This is a genomic window from Ruegeria sp. HKCCD3925 (genome assembly GCF_057221175.1).
On the sequence record NZ_JBWVBI010000007.1, the window covers coordinates 1 to 18416 of the forward strand.

Consider the following 18416-nt stretch of genomic DNA (forward strand, 5'->3'; position numbering starts at 1 on the left):
GAGCGTCTCCGCAGCTTCCACCGCGTCCCAGCACCTCAGCAGCGCCGGTGAAGGGCGTTCTAAGTATATCGCCCAAAAGCCGCAAGTGGAAAAATCAAAAAAACGCAAAAAAACGCAAAAGCAGAATTTTATATTACTAAAACAAATGGTTACGAAGAGCATCCAGCCATTCAACCCGGAAGTCGCGGACACAGACCATCGCAAATCAGCGCCATGGATATGTTATTCACACTGTTACCCACAGACTCGCCTGCGAGTCAGGCTGAATCGGCTTGCCTAAACCGGATCAGGAATGATGTTACCGGCAGGCGCATGACCAGAAGGCCCAGAATAATAGCCAGGTAGACCAATGGCTCGATCTGAAACCCCTTCGCCAGCATCACATAATGAAGCGCGCCCAGAATTGCTGCTGGATAGACCAGACGATGCAATTTGCGCCAACGAGGCCCCAAACGGCGAACCGCCCAGTTGTTGGACGTGATTGCAAGCGGCAGTAACAGTACAAAGGCAGCCATGCCCACCGTGATATAGGGCCGCTTGATAATGTCCGCCCAGATTTGGCTGGGAATCTGAACATCCAGAACCAGCCAGATCAACAGGTGCAATGCGACATAGGAAAATGTCAGTACACCTATCGCGCGGCGGAACTTCATCAGATTTAGGCCAGCGAAGCGACGCAAGGGCGAAATCGCGAGACCCAAAATCAGAAGCTGTAGCGCCAGTTCGCCAAACTCGTGCTCGAGCGCCTCGATCGGCTCGACCCCGAGACCGCCGGTCATGCCCTGATAAAACAACCAGGGCGCAGGCAGCGCGCCCAGCAGATAAACAGCCCAATTGGGAAGCCGTCGCAAGAGGTCGTTGAGCCGCCGCATCATCTCAGTAGTTCTTCGCCAGATCCATGCCTTCGTAAAGGCTGGCGACCTCATCTTCATATCCGTTGAACATCAGCGTCGGGATTCGCTTGGCAAACAGACCTCCGCCGATTTGACGTTCCGAGGCCTGCGACCATCGGGGGTGATCCACATTGGGGTTCACATTGCTGTAGAACCCATATTCCCTAGGACCTGCCATGTTCCAACTTGTCGGAGGCTGGGTATCCGTCAAGGTAATCCGCACGATCGATTTGATCGATTTGAAGCCGTATTTCCACGGTACCACCAATCGCAAAGGCGCGCCGTTCTGGTTCGGGATGTCCCTGCCGTAGATCCCAGTAGCCATAATGGTCAGCGGATGCATCGCCTCATCCAAACGCAGCCCTTCGCGATATGGCCAGTCTAGTACCGGATACGCCACACCCGGCATCTCATCGGGACGATAGGCGGTCTCAAACGCCACGTATTTCGCGCCGTCCTGAACACCAGCCATGCCGAGTAGATCTGCCAGTTCAAACCCGTTCCATGGTATCACCATCGACCAGGCCTCAACACAGCGGAACCGATAGATTCGCTCCTCAATAGTCATTTCAGACATGATGTCGTTGAAATCATAATCACCAGGGCGGTCGACCAGACCGTCGATGGTGACACTCCAGGGCTCGGTCACCAGTGTGTGTGCATATTTCGCCGGATCATCCTTGCGAGTCCCGAACTCATAATAATTGTTGTAGGAAGTAATCTCTTCCCATGTATTCGGTTCAAGCGCCTCGGCCGCCGCTGGCCTCGCCAGACCCGCCAGCCCGACACCCGCCAAACCGGCCATGACCTGTCGCCGGTTCAGAAACGCCGCCCTTGGGGTGACGTCCGCATGCGTCAGTTTGTTGGTCCAGCGATGCGCCATTTGGTTCTCCGTTATCCATTAACCTCGAAACTGAGGTAAGGTCTGATAGCACAGAGCCAAGGAAACAGGCGTCACGATTGAGCGAACAGATTGTAACGAAAATTAGGTACGCTTGGGCGCGAGGATAACGGCCACCCGATGTTCAAGCCGACAACACGGTTTATTTCGCACCCAAGATTGACCGCCTGATAGGTCGGAAAGGGCAGCCGGGCCGAAGTTTCGATATCGCGCCGAACCCAGTCCTGCTCCTCTAATTGCTTGAGCGAGGATGACAATGCGCGATCAGTGATCACCTGAAGATCCGACCTGAGCCTTGAAAAGCGCCGCGGTTGGCGGGTCAGCGCCAGAATAGGAACCGTCCAGCTGCGGCGCAGTAGCTTCAATTCAGTATCATCCGGCACCAAGGCCATGATTTCTGCCGCTACTGCCGCCGCCTGAACCCCAGCTTTGGTCAAACGGAACTCAGGTCTTAAAGGGTGGCCGTGGCCCGGATTCCGTTCAAGCAAGCCAAGGCTTGCCAGATGCTCCAGACTTGCCGCAAACGCCGTCCGGCTTGCCCCCGTCGCGGCGAGCAAGGGGGCCTGCCTGCCCGGAACCCCCTGGTGCAGCTGCGCAAGAATGTTCAGCGACCAGGCCCGAGAGGTGAGCTTGACAAGTGCCTTAATGTCCATAAAGTATAGTTACTTTACTTTAGGACAAAAGGAAAGTTCCATGGCCCTCGTTTCCTTAGAAAACACCATCACTCTTGCCATTTCGGTCAAAGATCGCCACGCCAGTGCGCGCTGGTATAATGACAAGCTCGGGTTTGAGTTGATCCATCATATTGATGAGGCGGGTTGGAGCGAGATGCTCACCAAAACCGAAGGCGTGACCCTTGGTTTGGGCGAGCAGGCAGAACCCGCGCCCGGAAACACCGTTCCGGTCTTTGGTGTTGCTGATATCGCAAGCGCACGCGGTGCTCTGGAAGGGTCCGGCGTTCGGTTTGACGGCGAAACCGAGACGATCGAGGGGATGGTCAGCACCGCCACATTTTACGACCCGGACGGCAATGCAATGATGCTGGCGCAGGATCTGACCGGGCAGGTCTGAACGCTCTTAGTCGCAATACAAGCCACCAAAAAAAGACCCGCCTGGATGGCGGGTCTCTTCATTACCTGAGACTTAATGCACGACTGCATCATCCGGGCGCGGACGCTCGGACGTTCCCAGCCGGTCGCCGATGATCAAACCATCGGTTCCGGCGGTCACCGGAACGGTCTCACCATCCCTTATCTCACCGGCCAGCAGTGCTTCGGCCAACGGGTTCTGCAGGGCGCGTTGGATCACGCGTTTCAATGGGCGGGCACCGAAGACCGGATCATAGCCTTCATTGGCCAGCCATTCCTTCGCGCCATCGTCCAGTGCCAGCTCGATCTTGCGGGCAGCCAGACGTTTCTGCAGACGTGCCATCTGGATATCGACGATGCCATCCATATCGGCCCGCTTGAGGCGGTCAAAGATGATGGTTTCGTCCAGACGGTTCAGGAACTCGGGCCGGAAATGCGCCCGGACCGCATCCATCACGTCGCGCCGCGCCTGCGCGCTGTCCGCTCCTTCGGGCAACTGGCTGAGTGCCTGAGACCCAAGGTTCGACGTCAGGATGATCAGCGTCTGCTTGAAATCGACGGTACGACCCTGACCATCGGTCAGGACGCCATCGTCCAGGACCTGCAGCAGCACGTTGAACACATCCGGGTGTGCCTTTTCGACCTCGTCAAACAGCACGACCTGATAGGGTCTGCGCCGCACGGCTTCGGTCAGCACACCACCTTCGTCATAGCCGACATAGCCCGGAGGGGCACCGATCAGACGGGCGACCGCGTGTTTCTCCATGAACTCGGACATGTCGATGCGCACCATCGCGTTGTCGTCGTCGAACAGGAAGTTCGCCACGGCCTTGGTCAGCTCGGTCTTGCCCACGCCGGTCGGGCCGAGGAACAGGAACGAGCCCAATGGGCGGTTCTCGTCATTCAGACCGGCACGCGCACGGCGCACGGCGTTGGCAACAGCAGTGACCGCCGCATCCTGACCGATCACGCGGGAATGCAGATCGTCTTCCATCCGCAGCAGTTTCTCGCGCTCGCCTTCCAGCATTTTCGAGGTCGGGATACCGGTCCAGCGTTCGACCACCGAAGCGATCTGTTCCGGGCGCACCGTTTCCTCGGCCATCATGGCGTTGCTTTCGGCGTTTTCAGCCTCGGTCAGCTTTTTCTCAAGCTCAGGGATGACGCCATAGGACAGCTCACCCGCCTTGGCGAGGTTGCCCTCACGCTTGGCGATCTCCAGATCAGCGCGCGCTTTGTCGAGTTGTTCCTTCAGATCACGCGCGCCAGCAAGCTTGTCGCGTTCTGCCTGCCACTGAGCAGTCATCTCGGCGGATTTCTCCTGCAGATCAGCCAGATCCTTTTGCAAGGTTTCCAGACGATCTTTTGATGCCGCATCATCCTCAAGCTTCAGCGCCTCTTCCTCGATCTGCATCTGCAAGATCTGACGATCCAGTTGATCGAGTTCCTCGGGCTTGGAATCCACCTCCATCCGCAAACGCGAAGCCGCTTCATCGACAAGGTCGATGGCTTTGTCAGGCAGGAAGCGGTCGGTGATGTAGCGATGCGACAGGGTCGCCGCCGACACGAGCGCCGAGTCCGAGATGCGCACACCGTGGTGCAGCTCGTACTTTTCCTTGATACCGCGAAGGATGCTGATCGTGTCCTCAACTGTCGGCTCAGTGACCATCACCGGCTGGAACCGCCGCGCAAGCGCCGCGTCTTTTTCGACGTATTTGCGGTACTCATCCAGCGTCGTCGCGCCGATACAATGCAGCTCACCCCGGGCAAGCGCAGGCTTGATCAGGTTGGCGGCATCCATCGCACCGTCGGATTTACCTGCACCTACCAGCGTGTGCATCTCGTCGATGAACAGTATGATCTCACCGGCGGCTTCGGTCACTTCGGTCAGAACAGCCTTCAGTCGTTCTTCGAACTCACCGCGATATTTAGCACCGGCGATCAGCGCACCCATGTCGAGCGCGAGAAGCTTCTTGTCCTTCAATGATTCCGGCACATCACCATTGACTATGCGCAGGGCCATGCCCTCGGCAATCGCGGTCTTACCGACGCCGGGTTCACCAATCAGTACCGGATTGTTCTTGGTGCGGCGCGACAGAACCTGCATCGAACGGCGGATTTCCTCATCCCGCCCGATGATCGGGTCGATCTTGCCTTCGGCTGCAGCCTCGGTCAGGTCGCGCGCATATTTCTTAAGCGCGTCGTAGCCTTCTTCCGCCGATGCGGTGTCAGCAGTGCGGCCCTTGCGGATATCGTTGATCGCTTCGTTCAGTTTCTGGGCCGATACAGCACCGGCCTCCAAAGCCTCTTTGGCTTTGGATTTCACCATACACAGCGCCATCAGAACGCGTTCGACCGGCACAAAGCTGTCGCCCGCCTTGGTGGCGAGCTTCTCTGCCTCGTCCAAAACCTTGGCGGTCTGGCCGTCCATATAGATCTGGCTGGCGTCGCCGCTGACCTTAGGGATTTTGCCCATGGCCGCGTCCAACGCCTCAACCACGCGGTTCGGTGCGCCGCCAGCGCGTGTGATCAGGTTGCTGGCCAGCCCCTGATCGTCGTCCATCAATGCTTTCAAGATATGTGTGGGCTCCAGCCTTTGGTGCCCCTCGCGCAGCGCAATGGTCTGCGCGGCTTGCACGAAACCCCGTGCCCGCTCGGTGAACTTGTTCAAGTCCATAGCATTCTCCTTTTCTTAAGCGCCCCGTATTGATGCGCCCGCTTGGCGGCACGCGTCGGTCTGGGCCTCACATTCAATTTGGGAAATGTCTTTTCCCATTCAAGGGGCTAGAGCATATAAATCGGCGTCATCCGCGCGGAATCGAGTAGACGGAATAACCGCCAGTTTCTCCCATCAATTCAGCGTTGTACATTTCGACCAAAGACTGCTCGGCACTGCTGCCTGTGGGGCATGAAACCAGATCTGCTGTATGATCGAGGAAGTTGCCGGTATAGGCTGTTTCCCCGGTCAATTGACACCAGTCGTCTTCCGATCGGTACCCACGCACTAACAGAAGATTGTCATTGGTTGGAGCCGGCGCGACACCGGTTTCGGGCGGATCACTTTGAGGCGCGTCTTCGCATGCGGCCAACATCAGTGCCGCGCCAAGTACAATTACCTTTTTCATCGTTTCTATCCCTGTTCTGAACGTCGGCACTTTAGCACATTGCGCAAAATAGTGAGTGAACTGCGTCACCTCGGGCTTCACACATGGACAGATCGCCCTGAACCCGTTAGGACGCAAACGTTTGCCAAAAAGGAGCGCCCCATGTCCGATGACCGCCTTATCGTAGCCCTCGACGTCCCAAACGCCCTGCAGGGTCTAGCCATGGCCGAGCGGCTGGGCGACTCGGTTTCGTTCTATAAGATCGGGCTGGGTATGTTGACTGGCGGCGGTCTGGCATTGGCCAACGAGTTGAAACAGGATCACGGAAAGCGCATTTTCTTGGACATGAAGCTGTTCGATATCGGCAACACTGTAGAAAATGCAGTGCGTGGGTTGGCTCAGTTCGATCTGGACTTCTTGACGGTGCATGGTGATCCGCATGTCGTACGCGCCGCAAAGGAGGGCGCTGCAGGCAAGGACATGAAAATTCTGGCGGTAACAGTCCTAACATCACTGAACAGGGACGATCTGGATGCAAGCCTTCTGAAAGCGGGTGACCTACAGGACCTCGTTGTAGAACGCGCGGCCAAGGCTTTCGAGGCCGGAGCTGATGGCGTCATCGCCAGCCCTCAGGAAGCCGCACTAATCCGCGCCCTGCCCCAATCCGAAGGTCGTTTGATTGTAACCCCTGGGGTACGCCCTGCTGGTGCAGCTTTGGGCGACCAAAAGCGGGTCGCAACCCCGGCCAGTGCAATCGGCGATGGGGCCGATCATATCGTCGTGGGCCGCCCGATTTATCAGGCGGATGACCCCAAAGCCGCCGCACAAGCAGTTTTGAGCGAGTTAAATTCATTGACTCACCATTAGGCGAAAAGCCAAAAATTGCGGAAGGAACGGTGCTCAAGCAATTGACGTTAGGTCAATTTTTCGCGCCGCCGCGCCAAATCGTCCCTGTGCCCGAAAACACACATGAAAAACATGAGTTTTATGGCGTTCGGCTTGTGGCTATCGAAAAACGCCATTTTCGGCGATTCTACACACAAGACACTCCCCAACGGGCCATCTCTTCCTGAGGCTCGTTACCTCCCCCCGCAGGCGCGGGGGGTTTTCTTTCGAAGTCCCGTTCAAAGCTGCGCCGTTTCCGACAAATAATCCCGAAGGCGATCTGCAAAATTTGGAATGGCCAACGGATTCGACAGATAATCCTGCGGACAAATCAGCCTCCACCCCTGCCCTTCGTCCCCAAAACGGATCAGGCCAACATCTTCCGGCGGGCGCAGGGCGACGTAGAACCAGCTTTGACCATATTGCCGTGACCAGACAAGATCGGTTGCGCACAGGCGCAGTCCAACCTCTTCATCTGTTTCACGCAACGCGCATTCGATCGGTGTTTCACCTGGCTCTTTCCCGCCGCCTGGAAAATCGAGATGACCTGGAAACGGAATATCTGATCGATCATCTCTTAGAATGACCAGCAGCTTGTGCCCCAGAAACAACGCTATTTTTGCCCCGGCGAAGTCCATCGGTCCTCTTTTTATCCTTATCCATTCGCGATACTTATTAACCTATCGAATGTCTTGATCAATCCGCCGCTGGCCGGAAAGAAACTACATCATGCCCGCCATCTGTCGCGACTGCCTGAAGGAAATTAAGCAAGGGCCGCGCTGCCCAACTTGCAGCAGCCCGAGGGTCAAATCGCACCCAGAGCTGTTTGACCTGACGATCGCGCATATGGATTGCGATGCTTTTTATGCTTCGGTCGAAAAGCGCGACAATCCCGAACTTGCCGACAAGCCTGTGATCATTGGCGGCGGCAAGCGCGGGGTGGTATCAACTGCATGTTACGTGGCCCGCGTTCGCGGGGTACGTTCAGCCATGCCAATGTTCAAGGCGCTTCAACTATGCCCCGAAGCGGTGGTGATCAAACCGCGTATGTCGCTCTATGCCAGCGTCTCGCGCGAGATACGCACCATGATGGACGAGTTGACACCTGATGTTGAACCACTGTCGCTGGATGAGGCGTTCATGGACCTATCCGGCACCGAGCGGCTGCATAGTGCACCGCCAGCGGTCATGCTTGCGCGTCTGGTCAAGAGGATGAAAGATGAGCTGGGCCTGACGGGATCGATTGGCTTGAGCCATAACAAGTTTCTGGCCAAGGTGGCCTCGGATCTCGACAAGCCTCGGGGTTTTTCAGTGATCGGCAAGGCCGAGACGGCTGATTTCCTGCATGACCGGCCGGTGCGATTAATCTGGGGAATTGGTCCGGCGGCGCAGGAATCTCTGGATCGCGCGGGGATTCGCACATTTGCTGATCTTCTGCGCTGGGATCAGGAGACGCTGACCGCGCGGTTCGGATCAATGGGCTACCGTCTGTGGCATCTGGCGCGAGGGCAGGACAAACGGCGCGTATCGGCCCATGAGCCGATGAAGTCGATCAGTAATGAGACCACTTTTTTCGAGGATACCGCCAGTCTTGAAATTCTGGACGGGCATCTGTGGCGTATGTCTGAAAAGGTAGCCGACCGGGCCAAAGCCAAGGGATTGGCTGGGCGAGTGGTGACGCTGAAGCTTAAACAGGCCAACCACAAGATCATCACCCGGCGGATATCACTACGCGATGCGACTCAGATAGCGGATCGGATTTATCGCACCGCTCGTGGGCTATTTGATCAGGTTGGCGATCAGGGTCCCTATCGCCTTTTGGGATGCGGCCTGTCTGACCTATGCTCTGAGGATCAGGCCGATATCTCGGGCGACCTTCTGGATCCCGGTGCAGAACGCCGATCACAGGCCGAACGTGCGACGGACGAAATCCGGCGCCGTTTCGGCAGTGATGCAATCGTAAAAGGTCGTGCGCTGCGCTAGGTCTATTCGGCGGCAAGTGACATTGGATCGGACCCGATACTGGTGATCTGCGCGGTGACCTGCCGCAACACATCACGCAACGCCTCAAAGTTGCCGTTCGGCTGGATCGTTTCCTCGTTCATATAAAGTGAACGATCGATCTCGATTTGAACCGCATGCTGATGGCGGGCAGGTCGACCATAGGTCTGGGTGACGTAGGCCCCTGCAAAAGGCGTGTTGCGCGCCACATTCAGACCCGCGTCGGCAAAAGCGGCCTCGATCTGATCAACGATCACACCGGAAGCGGCCGCACCGAACCGATCGCCCAAAACGATTTCCGGTCGGGCCCGGCGCGAGCCGCCGGCCAGCGCCACCGCCTCGTGCGGCATCGAGTGGCAATCAATCAGAATGGCCTGCCCAAACAACTGATGCGATTCCGCCAGCAGAGATTTCAGACGAGTATGGTATGGACGCCAATAGGTATCGATCCGCAGGCGCGCCTCATCCATAGTCAGCTTGCCGCTGTAGATCGCCCTGCCGTTGGCGACCACGCGGGGAATCACCCCGAGGCCCGAGGTAACCCGCGGATTATGTCCGTGACGACGCGCACCCTGTATCAAAGCGGGGTCCAATTCATCCGAATTGCGATTCAGGTCCAGATAGGCGCGCGGCATGGCCGCGGCGAGCAGCGGTGCACCGAATTCAGCGACTGAGGAAAAAAGCTGATCGACATACGCATCCTCGGAGGACCGAATCATATTGCGGTTCAAAACAGACCGCTTCAACAAAGACTCGGGATAGGTCCGACCGCTATGGGGCGAGGCAAATACCACGCAGGACGTACGCGTTGCGGGCATATCCAGAATATAGGCTGCATTGGTGGCGGCGTCGGGCATGGGCTCTCCGTTGTTCGCACTCAACATAGACCGTAAAATAGTTCTGCCAAACCCCTTGATCCCCCCAACGACTCCTTTTATAGACCCCGCTACCGGCGCGGGGTTCCGCGCCCCATTTCGTTATGGGGCAGGTCACGCAACGGTTTCATGGGCGGTTAGCTCAGCGGTAGAGCACTTCGTTGACATCGAAGGGGTCACAAGTTCGATCCTTGTACCGCCCACCATGAATTCATTGCTCTGGTCTTTCCGGGGCACCCGATTAACCCAGGCGCTGGCCACGTCTTTGATGAAGGCGCCGCAGATTGGAGACAGACCCATGAAGGTCAAGAACTCGCTCCGCTCGCTCAAGAACCGGCACCGTGATTGCCGGGTTGTGCGTCGCAAAGGCCGCGTCTACGTGATCAACAAGACGCAGCGCAAGTTCAAAGCTCGCCAGGGCTAAGGGCTACACGAACTTAATTCAAAAACCGCGCTTTCGAGCGCGGTTTTTTTATGCCCTGCTTCTAGCGCCCTTTCGTGTCGGCGGAAGTGCCGGAAATCGCTCCGAAAGTCCGGTTCTGAGATTTAGTATTGTTATGAGACGGTCTCGTGCTACGCTTTCCCTGTTTTTTATGACGGGAGGTCGGGTTGGCCAACGATGATCTGGATACGCTATTAGGAACAACCCTGACCGAGATGGTGGCCGATATAGGCCGAAGCGTGGCCCAAGCCGCCGAACAGCTTAGCCTGGATCAGTTGAACGCGCTGAAGAACTATCCTCAGGAACTGCGCGAGATGGGCATTCCGCCAGTCTTTTACCACATGCAGGATGTCGATGTAGAATTGAAGGTCGTCATGGAGATGACCAGCACCACAGAAGAAGGCAAACGCGGGATCATTGGCGCGTTTCTGTGTGGGCCAAAACTGACGCAAACAGATACGCTCGATGCGAGCAGCGCGTCGACCATGCGGATGCGGTTCGCGCCGGGACCGGTGGATGAAGGTGGTTCCGGTGGAGGGGTCGATGGCGACTAAAAAGGACAAGACCCCCAAAAAACATCCTATAGATGTGCGCATCACCGAACTGCCCGAGGCGTTCACCACACTGCTTCAGTCATTGGAAAACCGCCTGACCGCGCTGGAGGCGCGCGAGGTCGTGTTGCTGGAGACTATCCAAGACCTGCAAGACCAGATCGACGATCTGGAAGAAGGAGGCAGTGGCATGCTGATGGGCTCGGGTTCTCCGGTGGTGAACCCAATGGCCGGAGGCCAGAGCGGAATAGAGGTTGAAGACAAAGATACGCAGATCGTGGATGCGCAGGTTTTTTCGCAGGCCCTGGGCGAACAGATCCTTGCAGGATCCGACGGCAGCGACGATTTCACCATCGACAATGTCCAGGTCGAAGCCTTTGTTGGGCTTGGTCGGGATGGCGACAAAGCCCAGTTCGCTACAAACGCGAAGAAACAGGCGGTCAGCCAGAACGCAGCGAAGGTCTCGTTCTCGGTCAAAAGACGGTCCGCAACGAAGATTATTGATAGAGACTGAATTCACAAAGGAGATTGGAAATGAGTATCGGGCAGGAACTGCTAAACGTCCCTTTCGCGGAAATGGTTCAGAAACTGGCGATTTCCGTGGCAGAGTCGCAAACTGAATTGGATAGACATTCGACTGATATCGCCAAATACATGGCGGATCAGAAGATCCAGCTTCCCGACCTATCCAACCCCGATGGTCCCCCAAAGGAATTCAGCCTCGTGTCGATGGGTTTCCTGCCCGCGTTCTATGCGGTGCAAGAGGCCGAGATCGAGGTAAAGATGGCGATCTCGATGACCAAACAGACCGAGAAATCAGGCAGCGCATCGGTCAAAGGTGGCTGGGGACCCGTGGCGGCGCAGGTCAACGCAAGTTATTCCTCGCGCTATGCCTATAATCAGGAAGGCGCAAGCAGGCTATCAATCAAACTGGCCCCAGCCGATCCGCCGGTCATGCTGCAGAAATACATGGAAGCAGTAACACAGGCGATGCTGACCAAAGAACCGGTGCTCAGCGACGATCCGGACCCCGAGCCGGCACCGTCACCCGTCCCACCGCAACCCGAAAGAAAACAAAGTAGGCGGCGTCAATCCTGAAGGGGCCGTCCGGCAAGGTAAGTTCAGCGACGATTTGACCAACTAATTTTGTCGGATTTCCTTGCATCCCACCGAGAATCGTTTAATTGACCAAATCAGTCGGGTTAATTCCCGTCACGATTTTCAATGTTGGGACAAATGATGCTGAAATCCTCTACCTGCTTTGCCGCCACCCTGACGGCCCTGATCGCCACCTCTGCCGCAGCCGAGGGCGAGCTGAACCTGTATTCCTCGCGCCACTACGACACCGACGAACGCCTGTATTCCGACTTCGAAGAGGCCACCGGCATCACCATCAACCGTATCGAAGGCAAGGCCGACGAACTGATCGCACGGATGAAAGCAGAAGGCGCGAATTCGCCCGCTGATGTCCTGCTGACGGTCGACAGCTCGCGCCTGGCCCGTGCCAAGAGCGAAGGCATCCTGCAGCCGGTCGAGAGCGCAATATTAGAGGAGCGTATTCCGGCAAACCTTCAGGACGAAGACAATCAGTGGTACGGCTTTTCTCAGCGCGCACGGATCATCTTCTTTGACAAGGCTGATGTCGCCAACCCACCCGCAACCTATCTGGATCTGGCAAAACCGGAGTATAAAGGGCAGATCTGCATTCGCTCGTCCGGCAATATCTATAACCAGACACTATTGTCATCGATCATTGCAAATCACGGCGCGGAAGAAGCCAGAAAATGGGCTGAAGGTGTCGCCGCCAACATGGCACGCGAACCTCAGGGCGGTGACACAGACCAGCTGCGCGGCATCGTGTCAGGCGAGTGCGAGATTGCGGTTGCCAACACATACTATATGGCCCGCGCTATGCGCAAAGACGTCAAGGGTCTAAGCGCGGATATCGAGATGATCGGCGTGCAGTTCCCGGCACAGGAAGCCGAAGGTGCACATATGAACCTGTCGGGTGCGGGTGTTGCAGCAAACGCGCCGAACAAAGAAAACGCGATTAAGTTCCTTGAGTATCTCGCAAGCGATCAGGCGCAGGTCTACTTCTCGAACGGAAACGATGAATACCCCGCTGTCGAAGGCGTTGCGCTGGCTGAGAACGTGGCCGCTCTGGGGGAGTTCAAAGCAGATGAGGTGAACCTCTCAGAGGCCGCCAAAAACATCCCCGAGGCACAGAAAATCTATAACGAAGTTGGCTGGAAGTAATCCAGTCCGATACCCGAGCAGCAAAAGGGCGCAGATTTCTGCGCCCTTTTTCTATTGTGTTTGAAGTAAAGCAAGGCAATAATCCCATATTCGTAACTGATTCCCATATATGAGCCATGCTCGACACACTATCAAACCGCCTCGCTAAGCGTCTGAACGAGCTGCGCCAGGGTCATGGCTGGTCGCTTGAGCAGCTGGCAGACCAAAGTGGGGTCAGCCGGGCGACACTGTCGCGAATGGAAAACGGTGATGTCAGCCCTACCGCTGAAACGCTTGGCCGTTTATGCGCAGCATACGGCCTGCCCATGTCACGCCTGCTGATGATGGTCGAAGACAGTTTCGATCCCAAAGTACCTTTCGAGAAGCAGCCTGAATGGCATGACCCCGAAAGCGGGTTTACCCGCCGTTCGGTTTCACCACCGGCGACTGGCCTCAGTGGGGAAGTAATGGAAGGTCATTTGCCCCCAGGTACTGTCATCACCTACGATACTCCGCCCAAGCCGGGACAGGAGCACCACCTGATCCTACTTGATGGAGGGCTAACGTTGACAGTGGACGGGATTGCCCATGCGCTCAGCGGCGGCGACTGCCTTCGCTATCACCTGTCGGGGCCAACGCAGTTCGAAACCGGACCCAAACGCGGTGCGCGCTATCTGTTGGTGCTGATATGATTACGCGATTGCCACAGGAATATTTCGACGAAGCGCTTGAGGATCTGACCGATATCCTGCACCGCTGTGTCCATACCGGTGCCAGTATCGGGTTCATCCTTCCTTTTTCGCGGGACGATGCCCGCGCCTATTGGCGGGACAGGGTGCAGCCCGAACTCCGCGCGGAGACACTCGATCTGTTTGTCGCATATGGTGACGGACGCATTCTGGGCACGGTGCAACTGATCCCCGCCGCAATGCCAAACCAGCCACATCGCGCGGATGTGGCAAAGCTGCTGGTTCATCCGCAGGCTCGCCGTCGCGGTTTGGGTCGGTCGCTGATGGAGGCACTGCATGAGCGTGCTCGGGAATTGAAACGCACGATGCTGGTGCTGGACACCCGTAGCAGCGATCCTTCACGCTTGCTGTATCAGTCGATGGGTTTTCAGATTGCCGGAGAGATCCCGAACTATTGCCGAAACCCGTTTGAGGATCGGCTGGAGCCGACCACTTACATGTTCAAGGACGTCACCTAGCTGTCCGTCGCGCGCACATTCGCGACAGAGCATTCGGCGATCCCCGAAGGTCCCGACATAGGTCGGCACCAATGGCCTACAGCCGCGCGCCATCGACAGCAAAGGGCGCTCGTTGACCAAAGAATTTGATACCTCAAGCGCATCGGGATCAATCTAGAATCGAAGGAACTCCAGAGCTTCTCCGGCTGGCAGCTTCTCAGTTTCTGCCGGAATAATTACCAGACCATCGGCCTGTGCAAGAAGGGCAACGCGCCCGCTGTAAGACTCGGCCATCAGGCGCAATCGCGGTGCGCCATTCGGTGTACATCCGTCGATGCTTACCGGGCGGTACTCACGCCGCCCCGCGCGGCGTTGAAGAGGTTCTGCCAAAACCGCCTGCTCCGGGGTGCGTTCGTTCCGATGCAGACCGGCACGGCGTTCCATCATCCGCGCACCAATGATCTGCCACGTCACAAAGGCCGAAACCGGATTTCCCGGCAAGCCCACATAAAGCGCATCACCCCGACAACCGAACATGATCGGCTTGCCGGGTTTCATCGCCACTTTCATCACCTCGGTTTCGCCACCGATTTCACTGAACAGGCGCGGCATGTGGTCTTCGTCCCCGACCGAAACACCGCCCGTGGTGATGATCAGGTCCGAGCTATTACAGGCATCCCTCAAGACCTGCTTCAGCAGCACCGGATCATCTTCGACCGGGCCTCGGTCGGCTAGTTCGATCCAGGGTTTATCCAGCAAAGCCAAAAGCATGTAGCGGTTCGAGTTGTAGATCTGTCCGGGGCCAAGCGCTTCACCCGGCTGGCGCAGCTCGCTGCCGGTCGAGAAGATCGTGACCTTGAGCTTGCGAAAAACCTTCACCTCGCCATAACCAGCCGAGGCCAACGCGGCGGCCTCACGCGCGGAAATTTCACACCCGCGCCGCAGGATCGGGGCACCAGCTTTCAAATCCTCGCCCGCGCGACGGATATGCTGACCGGATTTTGGACGGCGGTTGAACCGGATGCGATCGGACTGAAACTCACAGTCTTCCTGCATTAATACCGCATCGAACTCGGACGGCACCGGCGCTCCTGTGAATATACGCAAGGCACTGCCATCCGGCGCATCGTGTGCGCCGCTATCGCCGGCGGCTATGCGACCGCCAACTAGCAGTTCGAACACAGGCCCCTCGCCCAGATCGGCGCTGCGAACGGCATAGCCGTCCATGGCCGAATTATCGAAGGCGGGCATGTCTACATTGCTAGCGCAATCCTCGGCCAATATCCGGCCAATGGCCTGCACCAGCGGCAGTGTTTCGATATCCGTGATGGGGTTGGCCACGGACAAACCGCGCCTTAGGGCGTCATCTACGGTCAGGTACATATGAGCATGGTGGTCGCAGGCACATCCATCAGCCATTTTGGGCCTCCATATACGCAAAGAGCTCTTCGAAACCGACCCGCTCGGCCTCTCCAAGTTTAGGTAGATAGGCCTTGGCTTCTTCGAGATTCGAGCTTGGATCACCAACTACCAGCAGCATGACCATTCCGTGACGCCCATGAACGCGGCAACGGATGCCGTAGACTCCCTCTTTCTCGAAAGTCAGATCCAGTTCGGGTTTGCCCCGAATCTCGAAGACGCGCGCGCCCACGGGTATCATTCGAGGAATGGCAGTGACCGTGTGCCGCCCGGTCGAGCCTTTGAAACGCACAGTCGCCCCAGCGGGAACCTGCAGGAATTTGGGTTCGAACCGAAATGCATGCGCCGGAGTGTCGGCGTTCAGGTCGATGACCTGATGAACTACGGCAACCTCGGGGATCTCCTCGGCCAGTGCGACACTACCAAAAGCCATTGCCCCCGTTAGAATCGCCGCGCCTAGTTTCAGCGAAATCGCCATCTATCCCTCCGGTTTCAGACCGCCCGGTAGGGGTCTCCCAACAGGTCGGCCAAAGCGCTGATCAACACCGGCCACTGGGCGCGGCGGTTCTCGTCGCGCAATCCGGCCAACAATTCGCGCCCAATGGACACCAAGGCAGGGGTGCTGTCATTGACATAGGTCACGATCCGTTGCTCAGGATTGGCCAGAAGGAAGGGTACGATGGCCGCACCAGCCTGATCCGGGGCCGTTTCAGACAAAAGCCGCATCGCCGCCTGCCGTACCGGGGCCGAGACATCGTCCAGCAAGCTGCGCGCCACATCGGCCGTCCCGTCCCAGCGGGTCAAAATCTGCATGGCGTCGATACGAAAGGCAGTATCTCCGGTTTTCAGCATAGCCCGCAATTTGCCCCGCAGCGCATCCTGCGGTGGCAGGTCAGCCTGTTGCAGCAGGTTCAGCGCCTGCAGGGACAGATTGGCATCGGTATGCGAAAGCCCCTGTGTGATCAGCTCGATCAAATGCGACTGGTTCAGTTCGGACCCGTTGCGCGCGACCGACAAGCCCAGTGCCGCCAGCGCCTGCGCAGCGATCTCGGTCTCGGGGTCCTGCGCGATCTGCGCCAGCATGATCTGCATACCTGTGACGTCGCCCAGCAGGCGGATGGCCGAAATGCGGGTCTCACGCTCCAAGGCTTCGGCATTGTCATCCAACGCCACGCGGCGGCGTTTGGGATGGCGGGTGGCCTTGACCAACAATGCCTGCTCGCGTGGCGTCAAGGGGTGCAGGTCATCATCCTCGGCCTCTTTCTTCATCTCTGCCGCGATAGCGTCATGGCCAAGGATCGCGCCGAGACTGGAGGTAGGGCCGTTTTCACCACCGTCGGATACATCCAGCCCTGCCTCTTCCAGCGCGGCGATGTCGGTTTGCGGGGCCTCTTCCTCGTGCGCGTCTTCGACCACGCTCATCGGGACGAGCGCGAAGGACAGCAGCAATTCGCGGCCCTGCTGCTGGTTCACATGCGGGCGGTGGGTGTCAGTAACAATCATCGCCACTGACGCAACTGCTTTCAGCCGCACCGACCGAAAAGGCGAGCGGCAGGCGCGCTGCAACCACTCTGCCGCCTCGAGCAAGGGCGAGGTCGCCAGCGCGTCTACGATCGCCCATTGCAGACGCTCGGCCTTGAGGTCATCGGCATCGACCGAAAACAGCGCGTTCAGCCGATCTGCCACCAGTTGCGGGGCCAACGCCGCCAGCAGGCCCAGCGCCTGCGCCGAGACCTCGGGCTGTTGTCCGGTTGCGAGGAAATCCAGCACCTGCCAGCGCAGGTCGTCTTGATCAACGATAGGCCGGCTGCGGTCTAACCGGTCAATCAGCGCCAGTTGCACCTTGGCGCCGGGGTCGCGCATCATGCGGTCCAGCAGTTCGGGTTCCGAGAAGCCCGAGAGGTTCAGCGCCGCGATACGAATATCCTCGATTGCGTCGGTCAGCGCCTGTTCGACCAATGCGGGGTCGCTTGGCATCAGCGCCTCATAGGCGATCAGACGCACGGCCCCGTCCTTGTCGGTGACAGCCTTGCGCAAAATGGCTTCGGCCTCGGGTCCTCCGATGGTGGCCAGCGTGCGCAGAGCGCGGTGACGCAGACGGCGGTTCGAGGATTGAGCGAACACACCCAAGGTCGGCACGGACGGCGTACCGATCTGGCCCAGCGCTTCGCAGGCCACATCCCCCAGTTCTTGCCCGTCTTCGTCCATCAGGGCCATGACAATGGGTTCAATCGCAGCCGCATCGCCCATGCGACCTAACGCTTTGATCGCCGCGATCTGAGTATCCAGCCAGTCGTCCCATTCATCCTGATGCAGCTCGTCCTCGTCCCACGTGATATCCTCGCCGCGTCCAGTGACGAGGGTGCGCAAGTACGGCGTGGCGTCCTTGGCGTTCAGCTGTGCAAAGGCGGTGACGCAGGCCAGTTTCACCTCACCGCAGGGATCATGGATCAAGTTTTCCAGCAGTTGCGGCGCGGCCTCCGTTACGCCCAGCGCGCCCAGCGCTTGGGCTGCGTCTTGACGGACGTCCTCGTCATCATCCAGCAACGCCTCGACCAAGGCCGGGCTGTTGCTGGCTCCAATGGCGGTCAGGGCCTGAATAGCGCGCAGGCGGATCACGTCATAATCGGATTTTGCGTAGTCGGAGAACAGGCTGGTGGCCTCGTCACGCAGGGCGGTATCGGAATGCATGTTCATATCAGGTCTGCCATGTTTTGCGTTGGGACGGGTTGGGTGAATGTGGGAGACAGGTTTCCCAACCGAAGCCTGCCTTCCAGGTGGTCCCTTCTGCAGCGGGACCGGACCCGAGGGGCGGCATGGCGTCCGCCCCCCGGAAAAG

The 18416-nt window shown here is 57.9% G+C and carries 21 protein-coding genes and 1 tRNA gene; 12 read left to right on the top strand and 10 right to left on the bottom strand.

Annotated elements, in window-relative coordinates:
* A partial coding sequence (locus AC2TEM_RS16775) for a hypothetical protein (protein ID WP_480856325.1) occupies positions 1-280 on the top strand: 280 nt, incomplete at its 5' end.
* Here AC2TEM_RS16775 and msrQ read toward each other — a convergent pair.
* The 3 genes from msrQ to AC2TEM_RS16790 form a co-directional block, all read right to left on the bottom strand.
* Positions 258-872 (bottom strand): protein-methionine-sulfoxide reductase heme-binding subunit MsrQ, encoded by a 615-nt coding sequence (msrQ, locus tag AC2TEM_RS16780; protein WP_170425736.1) that lies wholly within the window; start codon positions 870-872, stop codon positions 258-260. The two genes, AC2TEM_RS16775 and msrQ, sit on opposite strands and share 23 nt — an antisense overlap.
* A 4-nt stretch (positions 873-876) precedes the next feature.
* Positions 877-1776 (bottom strand): protein-methionine-sulfoxide reductase catalytic subunit MsrP, encoded by a 900-nt coding sequence (gene msrP / locus AC2TEM_RS16785; RefSeq protein ID WP_170425728.1) that lies wholly within the window; start codon positions 1774-1776, stop codon positions 877-879.
* Positions 1777-1847: 71 nt separating this feature from the next.
* Positions 1848-2447 carry a winged helix-turn-helix transcriptional regulator gene (locus AC2TEM_RS16790; protein ID WP_170425726.1) on the bottom strand — a complete coding sequence of 200 codons (600 nt, stop codon included), beginning with the start codon at positions 2445-2447 and terminating at the stop codon, positions 1848-1850.
* A 40-nt stretch (positions 2448-2487) separates the two neighbouring features.
* On the opposite strand from AC2TEM_RS16790, the gene AC2TEM_RS16795 reads away from it, so the two are divergent.
* Positions 2488-2865, top strand: a complete 378-nt coding sequence (locus AC2TEM_RS16795) for a VOC family protein (protein ID WP_170425724.1) — start codon at positions 2488-2490, stop codon at positions 2863-2865.
* 72 nt (positions 2866-2937) lie between these two features.
* On the opposite strand, the gene clpB is transcribed toward AC2TEM_RS16795, so the two are convergent.
* Both clpB and AC2TEM_RS16805 read right to left on the bottom strand, forming a co-directional pair.
* A complete protein-coding gene (clpB, locus tag AC2TEM_RS16800) occupies positions 2938-5556 on the bottom strand; it encodes an ATP-dependent chaperone ClpB (RefSeq protein WP_170425722.1) in 2619 nt (872 codons plus the stop codon).
* 127 nt (positions 5557-5683) lie between these two features.
* Complete coding sequence (locus AC2TEM_RS16805) at positions 5684-6004, bottom strand: hypothetical protein (protein WP_170398514.1); 321 nt, start codon at positions 6002-6004, stop codon at positions 5684-5686.
* Between the two features lie 141 nt (positions 6005-6145).
* Between AC2TEM_RS16805 and pyrF the strand changes: the two genes are divergently transcribed.
* Positions 6146-6850, top strand: a complete 705-nt coding sequence (pyrF, locus tag AC2TEM_RS16810; RefSeq protein ID WP_170425720.1) for an orotidine-5'-phosphate decarboxylase — start codon at positions 6146-6148, stop codon at positions 6848-6850.
* A 257-nt stretch (positions 6851-7107) separates the two neighbouring features.
* Here the strand turns inward: pyrF and AC2TEM_RS16815 are convergent, their stop codons facing one another.
* Positions 7108-7506, bottom strand: coding sequence for an NUDIX hydrolase (locus AC2TEM_RS16815; RefSeq protein WP_170425718.1), 399 nt, complete (start codon positions 7504-7506; stop codon positions 7108-7110).
* 91 nt (positions 7507-7597) lie between these two features.
* On the opposite strand from AC2TEM_RS16815, the gene AC2TEM_RS16820 reads away from it, so the two are divergent.
* On the top strand, positions 7598-8851 hold the full coding sequence (locus AC2TEM_RS16820; RefSeq protein WP_170425716.1) for a DNA polymerase IV: 1254 nt from the start codon (positions 7598-7600) through the stop codon (positions 8849-8851).
* A 2-nt stretch (positions 8852-8853) separates the two neighbouring features.
* Here the strand turns inward: AC2TEM_RS16820 and AC2TEM_RS16825 are convergent, their stop codons facing one another.
* Positions 8854-9726 carry an N-formylglutamate amidohydrolase gene (locus tag AC2TEM_RS16825; protein WP_170425714.1) on the bottom strand — a complete coding sequence of 291 codons (873 nt, stop codon included), beginning with the start codon at positions 9724-9726 and terminating at the stop codon, positions 8854-8856.
* 149 nt (positions 9727-9875) lie between these two features.
* On the opposite strand from AC2TEM_RS16825, the gene AC2TEM_RS16830 reads away from it, so the two are divergent.
* The 8 genes from AC2TEM_RS16830 to AC2TEM_RS16865 all read left to right on the top strand — a co-directional run bounded on the left by AC2TEM_RS16830 (position 9876) and on the right by AC2TEM_RS16865 (position 14179).
* Positions 9876-9950: transfer RNA gene (locus AC2TEM_RS16830), tRNA-Val, on the top strand.
* 92 nt (positions 9951-10042) lie between these two features.
* Positions 10043-10168, top strand: a complete 126-nt coding sequence (gene ykgO / locus AC2TEM_RS16835) for a type B 50S ribosomal protein L36 (RefSeq protein ID WP_005648635.1) — start codon at positions 10043-10045, stop codon at positions 10166-10168.
* Between the two features lie 185 nt (positions 10169-10353).
* The gene (locus tag AC2TEM_RS16840; RefSeq protein ID WP_170398504.1) at positions 10354-10740 is read left to right on the top strand and encodes a hypothetical protein; all 387 of its coding nucleotides are present in this window, start codon (positions 10354-10356) and stop codon (positions 10738-10740) included.
* Complete coding sequence (locus tag AC2TEM_RS16845; RefSeq protein WP_170425712.1) at positions 10730-11251, top strand: hypothetical protein; 522 nt, start codon at positions 10730-10732, stop codon at positions 11249-11251. Before AC2TEM_RS16840 ends, AC2TEM_RS16845 begins: the two co-directional genes overlap by 11 nt.
* Before the next feature lie 20 nt (positions 11252-11271).
* Positions 11272-11835, top strand: coding sequence for a hypothetical protein (locus AC2TEM_RS16850; RefSeq protein WP_170398500.1), 564 nt, complete (start codon positions 11272-11274; stop codon positions 11833-11835).
* A 141-nt stretch (positions 11836-11976) separates the two neighbouring features.
* Positions 11977-12993, top strand: a complete 1017-nt coding sequence (locus tag AC2TEM_RS16855; RefSeq protein WP_170425710.1) for a Fe(3+) ABC transporter substrate-binding protein — start codon at positions 11977-11979, stop codon at positions 12991-12993.
* Positions 12994-13109: 116 nt separating this feature from the next.
* Positions 13110-13664 carry a helix-turn-helix transcriptional regulator gene (locus tag AC2TEM_RS16860; RefSeq protein WP_170408235.1) on the top strand — a complete coding sequence of 185 codons (555 nt, stop codon included), beginning with the start codon at positions 13110-13112 and terminating at the stop codon, positions 13662-13664.
* Positions 13661-14179, top strand: a complete 519-nt coding sequence (locus tag AC2TEM_RS16865) for a GNAT family N-acetyltransferase (RefSeq protein ID WP_170425708.1) — start codon at positions 13661-13663, stop codon at positions 14177-14179. The genes AC2TEM_RS16860 and AC2TEM_RS16865 overlap by 4 nt, the downstream gene beginning before the upstream one ends.
* A gap of 153 nt (positions 14180-14332) precedes the next feature.
* Here the strand turns inward: AC2TEM_RS16865 and AC2TEM_RS16870 are convergent, their stop codons facing one another.
* From AC2TEM_RS16870 to AC2TEM_RS16880, 3 genes are read right to left on the bottom strand one after another with little or no spacing between them, the layout of a single operon-like run.
* Complete coding sequence (locus AC2TEM_RS16870; RefSeq protein WP_170425706.1) at positions 14333-15577, bottom strand: molybdopterin molybdotransferase MoeA; 1245 nt, start codon at positions 15575-15577, stop codon at positions 14333-14335.
* Entirely contained in the window at positions 15570-16055 is a 486-nt protein-coding gene (locus AC2TEM_RS16875) for a plastocyanin/azurin family copper-binding protein (protein WP_170408233.1), read from the bottom strand. Before AC2TEM_RS16875 ends, AC2TEM_RS16870 begins: the two co-directional genes overlap by 8 nt.
* Before the next feature lie 14 nt (positions 16056-16069).
* Positions 16070-18274, bottom strand: a complete 2205-nt coding sequence (locus tag AC2TEM_RS16880) for a HEAT repeat domain-containing protein (RefSeq protein ID WP_170425705.1) — start codon at positions 18272-18274, stop codon at positions 16070-16072.
* Positions 18275-18416: the final 142 nt, after the last annotated feature.

Excerpts from the sequence above, each read along its gene's own strand:
- msrQ (WP_170425736.1), bottom strand. The coding sequence starts at position 872 with ATGCGGCGGCTCAACGACCTCTTGCGACGGCTTCCCAATTGGGCTGTT.
- msrP (WP_170425728.1), bottom strand. The coding sequence starts at position 1,776 with ATGGCGCATCGCTGGACCAACAAACTGACGCATGCGGACGTCACCCCA.
- AC2TEM_RS16790 (WP_170425726.1), bottom strand. The coding sequence starts at position 2,447 with ATGGACATTAAGGCACTTGTCAAGCTCACCTCTCGGGCCTGGTCGCTG.
- AC2TEM_RS16795 (WP_170425724.1), top strand. The coding sequence starts at position 2,488 with ATGGCCCTCGTTTCCTTAGAAAACACCATCACTCTTGCCATTTCGGTC.
- clpB (WP_170425722.1), bottom strand. The coding sequence starts at position 5,556 with ATGGACTTGAACAAGTTCACCGAGCGGGCACGGGGTTTCGTGCAAGCC.
- AC2TEM_RS16805 (WP_170398514.1), bottom strand. The coding sequence starts at position 6,004 with ATGAAAAAGGTAATTGTACTTGGCGCGGCACTGATGTTGGCCGCATGC.
- pyrF (WP_170425720.1), top strand. The coding sequence starts at position 6,146 with ATGTCCGATGACCGCCTTATCGTAGCCCTCGACGTCCCAAACGCCCTG.
- AC2TEM_RS16815 (WP_170425718.1), bottom strand. The coding sequence starts at position 7,506 with ATGGACTTCGCCGGGGCAAAAATAGCGTTGTTTCTGGGGCACAAGCTG.
- AC2TEM_RS16820 (WP_170425716.1), top strand. The coding sequence starts at position 7,598 with ATGCCCGCCATCTGTCGCGACTGCCTGAAGGAAATTAAGCAAGGGCCG.
- AC2TEM_RS16825 (WP_170425714.1), bottom strand. The coding sequence starts at position 9,726 with ATGCCCGACGCCGCCACCAATGCAGCCTATATTCTGGATATGCCCGCA.
- ykgO (WP_005648635.1), top strand. The coding sequence starts at position 10,043 with ATGAAGGTCAAGAACTCGCTCCGCTCGCTCAAGAACCGGCACCGTGAT.
- AC2TEM_RS16845 (WP_170425712.1), top strand. The coding sequence starts at position 10,730 with ATGGCGACTAAAAAGGACAAGACCCCCAAAAAACATCCTATAGATGTG.
- AC2TEM_RS16850 (WP_170398500.1), top strand. The coding sequence starts at position 11,272 with ATGAGTATCGGGCAGGAACTGCTAAACGTCCCTTTCGCGGAAATGGTT.
- AC2TEM_RS16855 (WP_170425710.1), top strand. The coding sequence starts at position 11,977 with ATGCTGAAATCCTCTACCTGCTTTGCCGCCACCCTGACGGCCCTGATC.
- AC2TEM_RS16860 (WP_170408235.1), top strand. The coding sequence starts at position 13,110 with ATGCTCGACACACTATCAAACCGCCTCGCTAAGCGTCTGAACGAGCTG.
- AC2TEM_RS16865 (WP_170425708.1), top strand. The coding sequence starts at position 13,661 with ATGATTACGCGATTGCCACAGGAATATTTCGACGAAGCGCTTGAGGAT.
- AC2TEM_RS16870 (WP_170425706.1), bottom strand. The coding sequence starts at position 15,577 with ATGGCTGATGGATGTGCCTGCGACCACCATGCTCATATGTACCTGACC.
- AC2TEM_RS16875 (WP_170408233.1), bottom strand. The coding sequence starts at position 16,055 with ATGGCGATTTCGCTGAAACTAGGCGCGGCGATTCTAACGGGGGCAATG.
- AC2TEM_RS16880 (WP_170425705.1), bottom strand. The coding sequence starts at position 18,274 with ATGAACATGCATTCCGATACCGCCCTGCGTGACGAGGCCACCAGCCTG.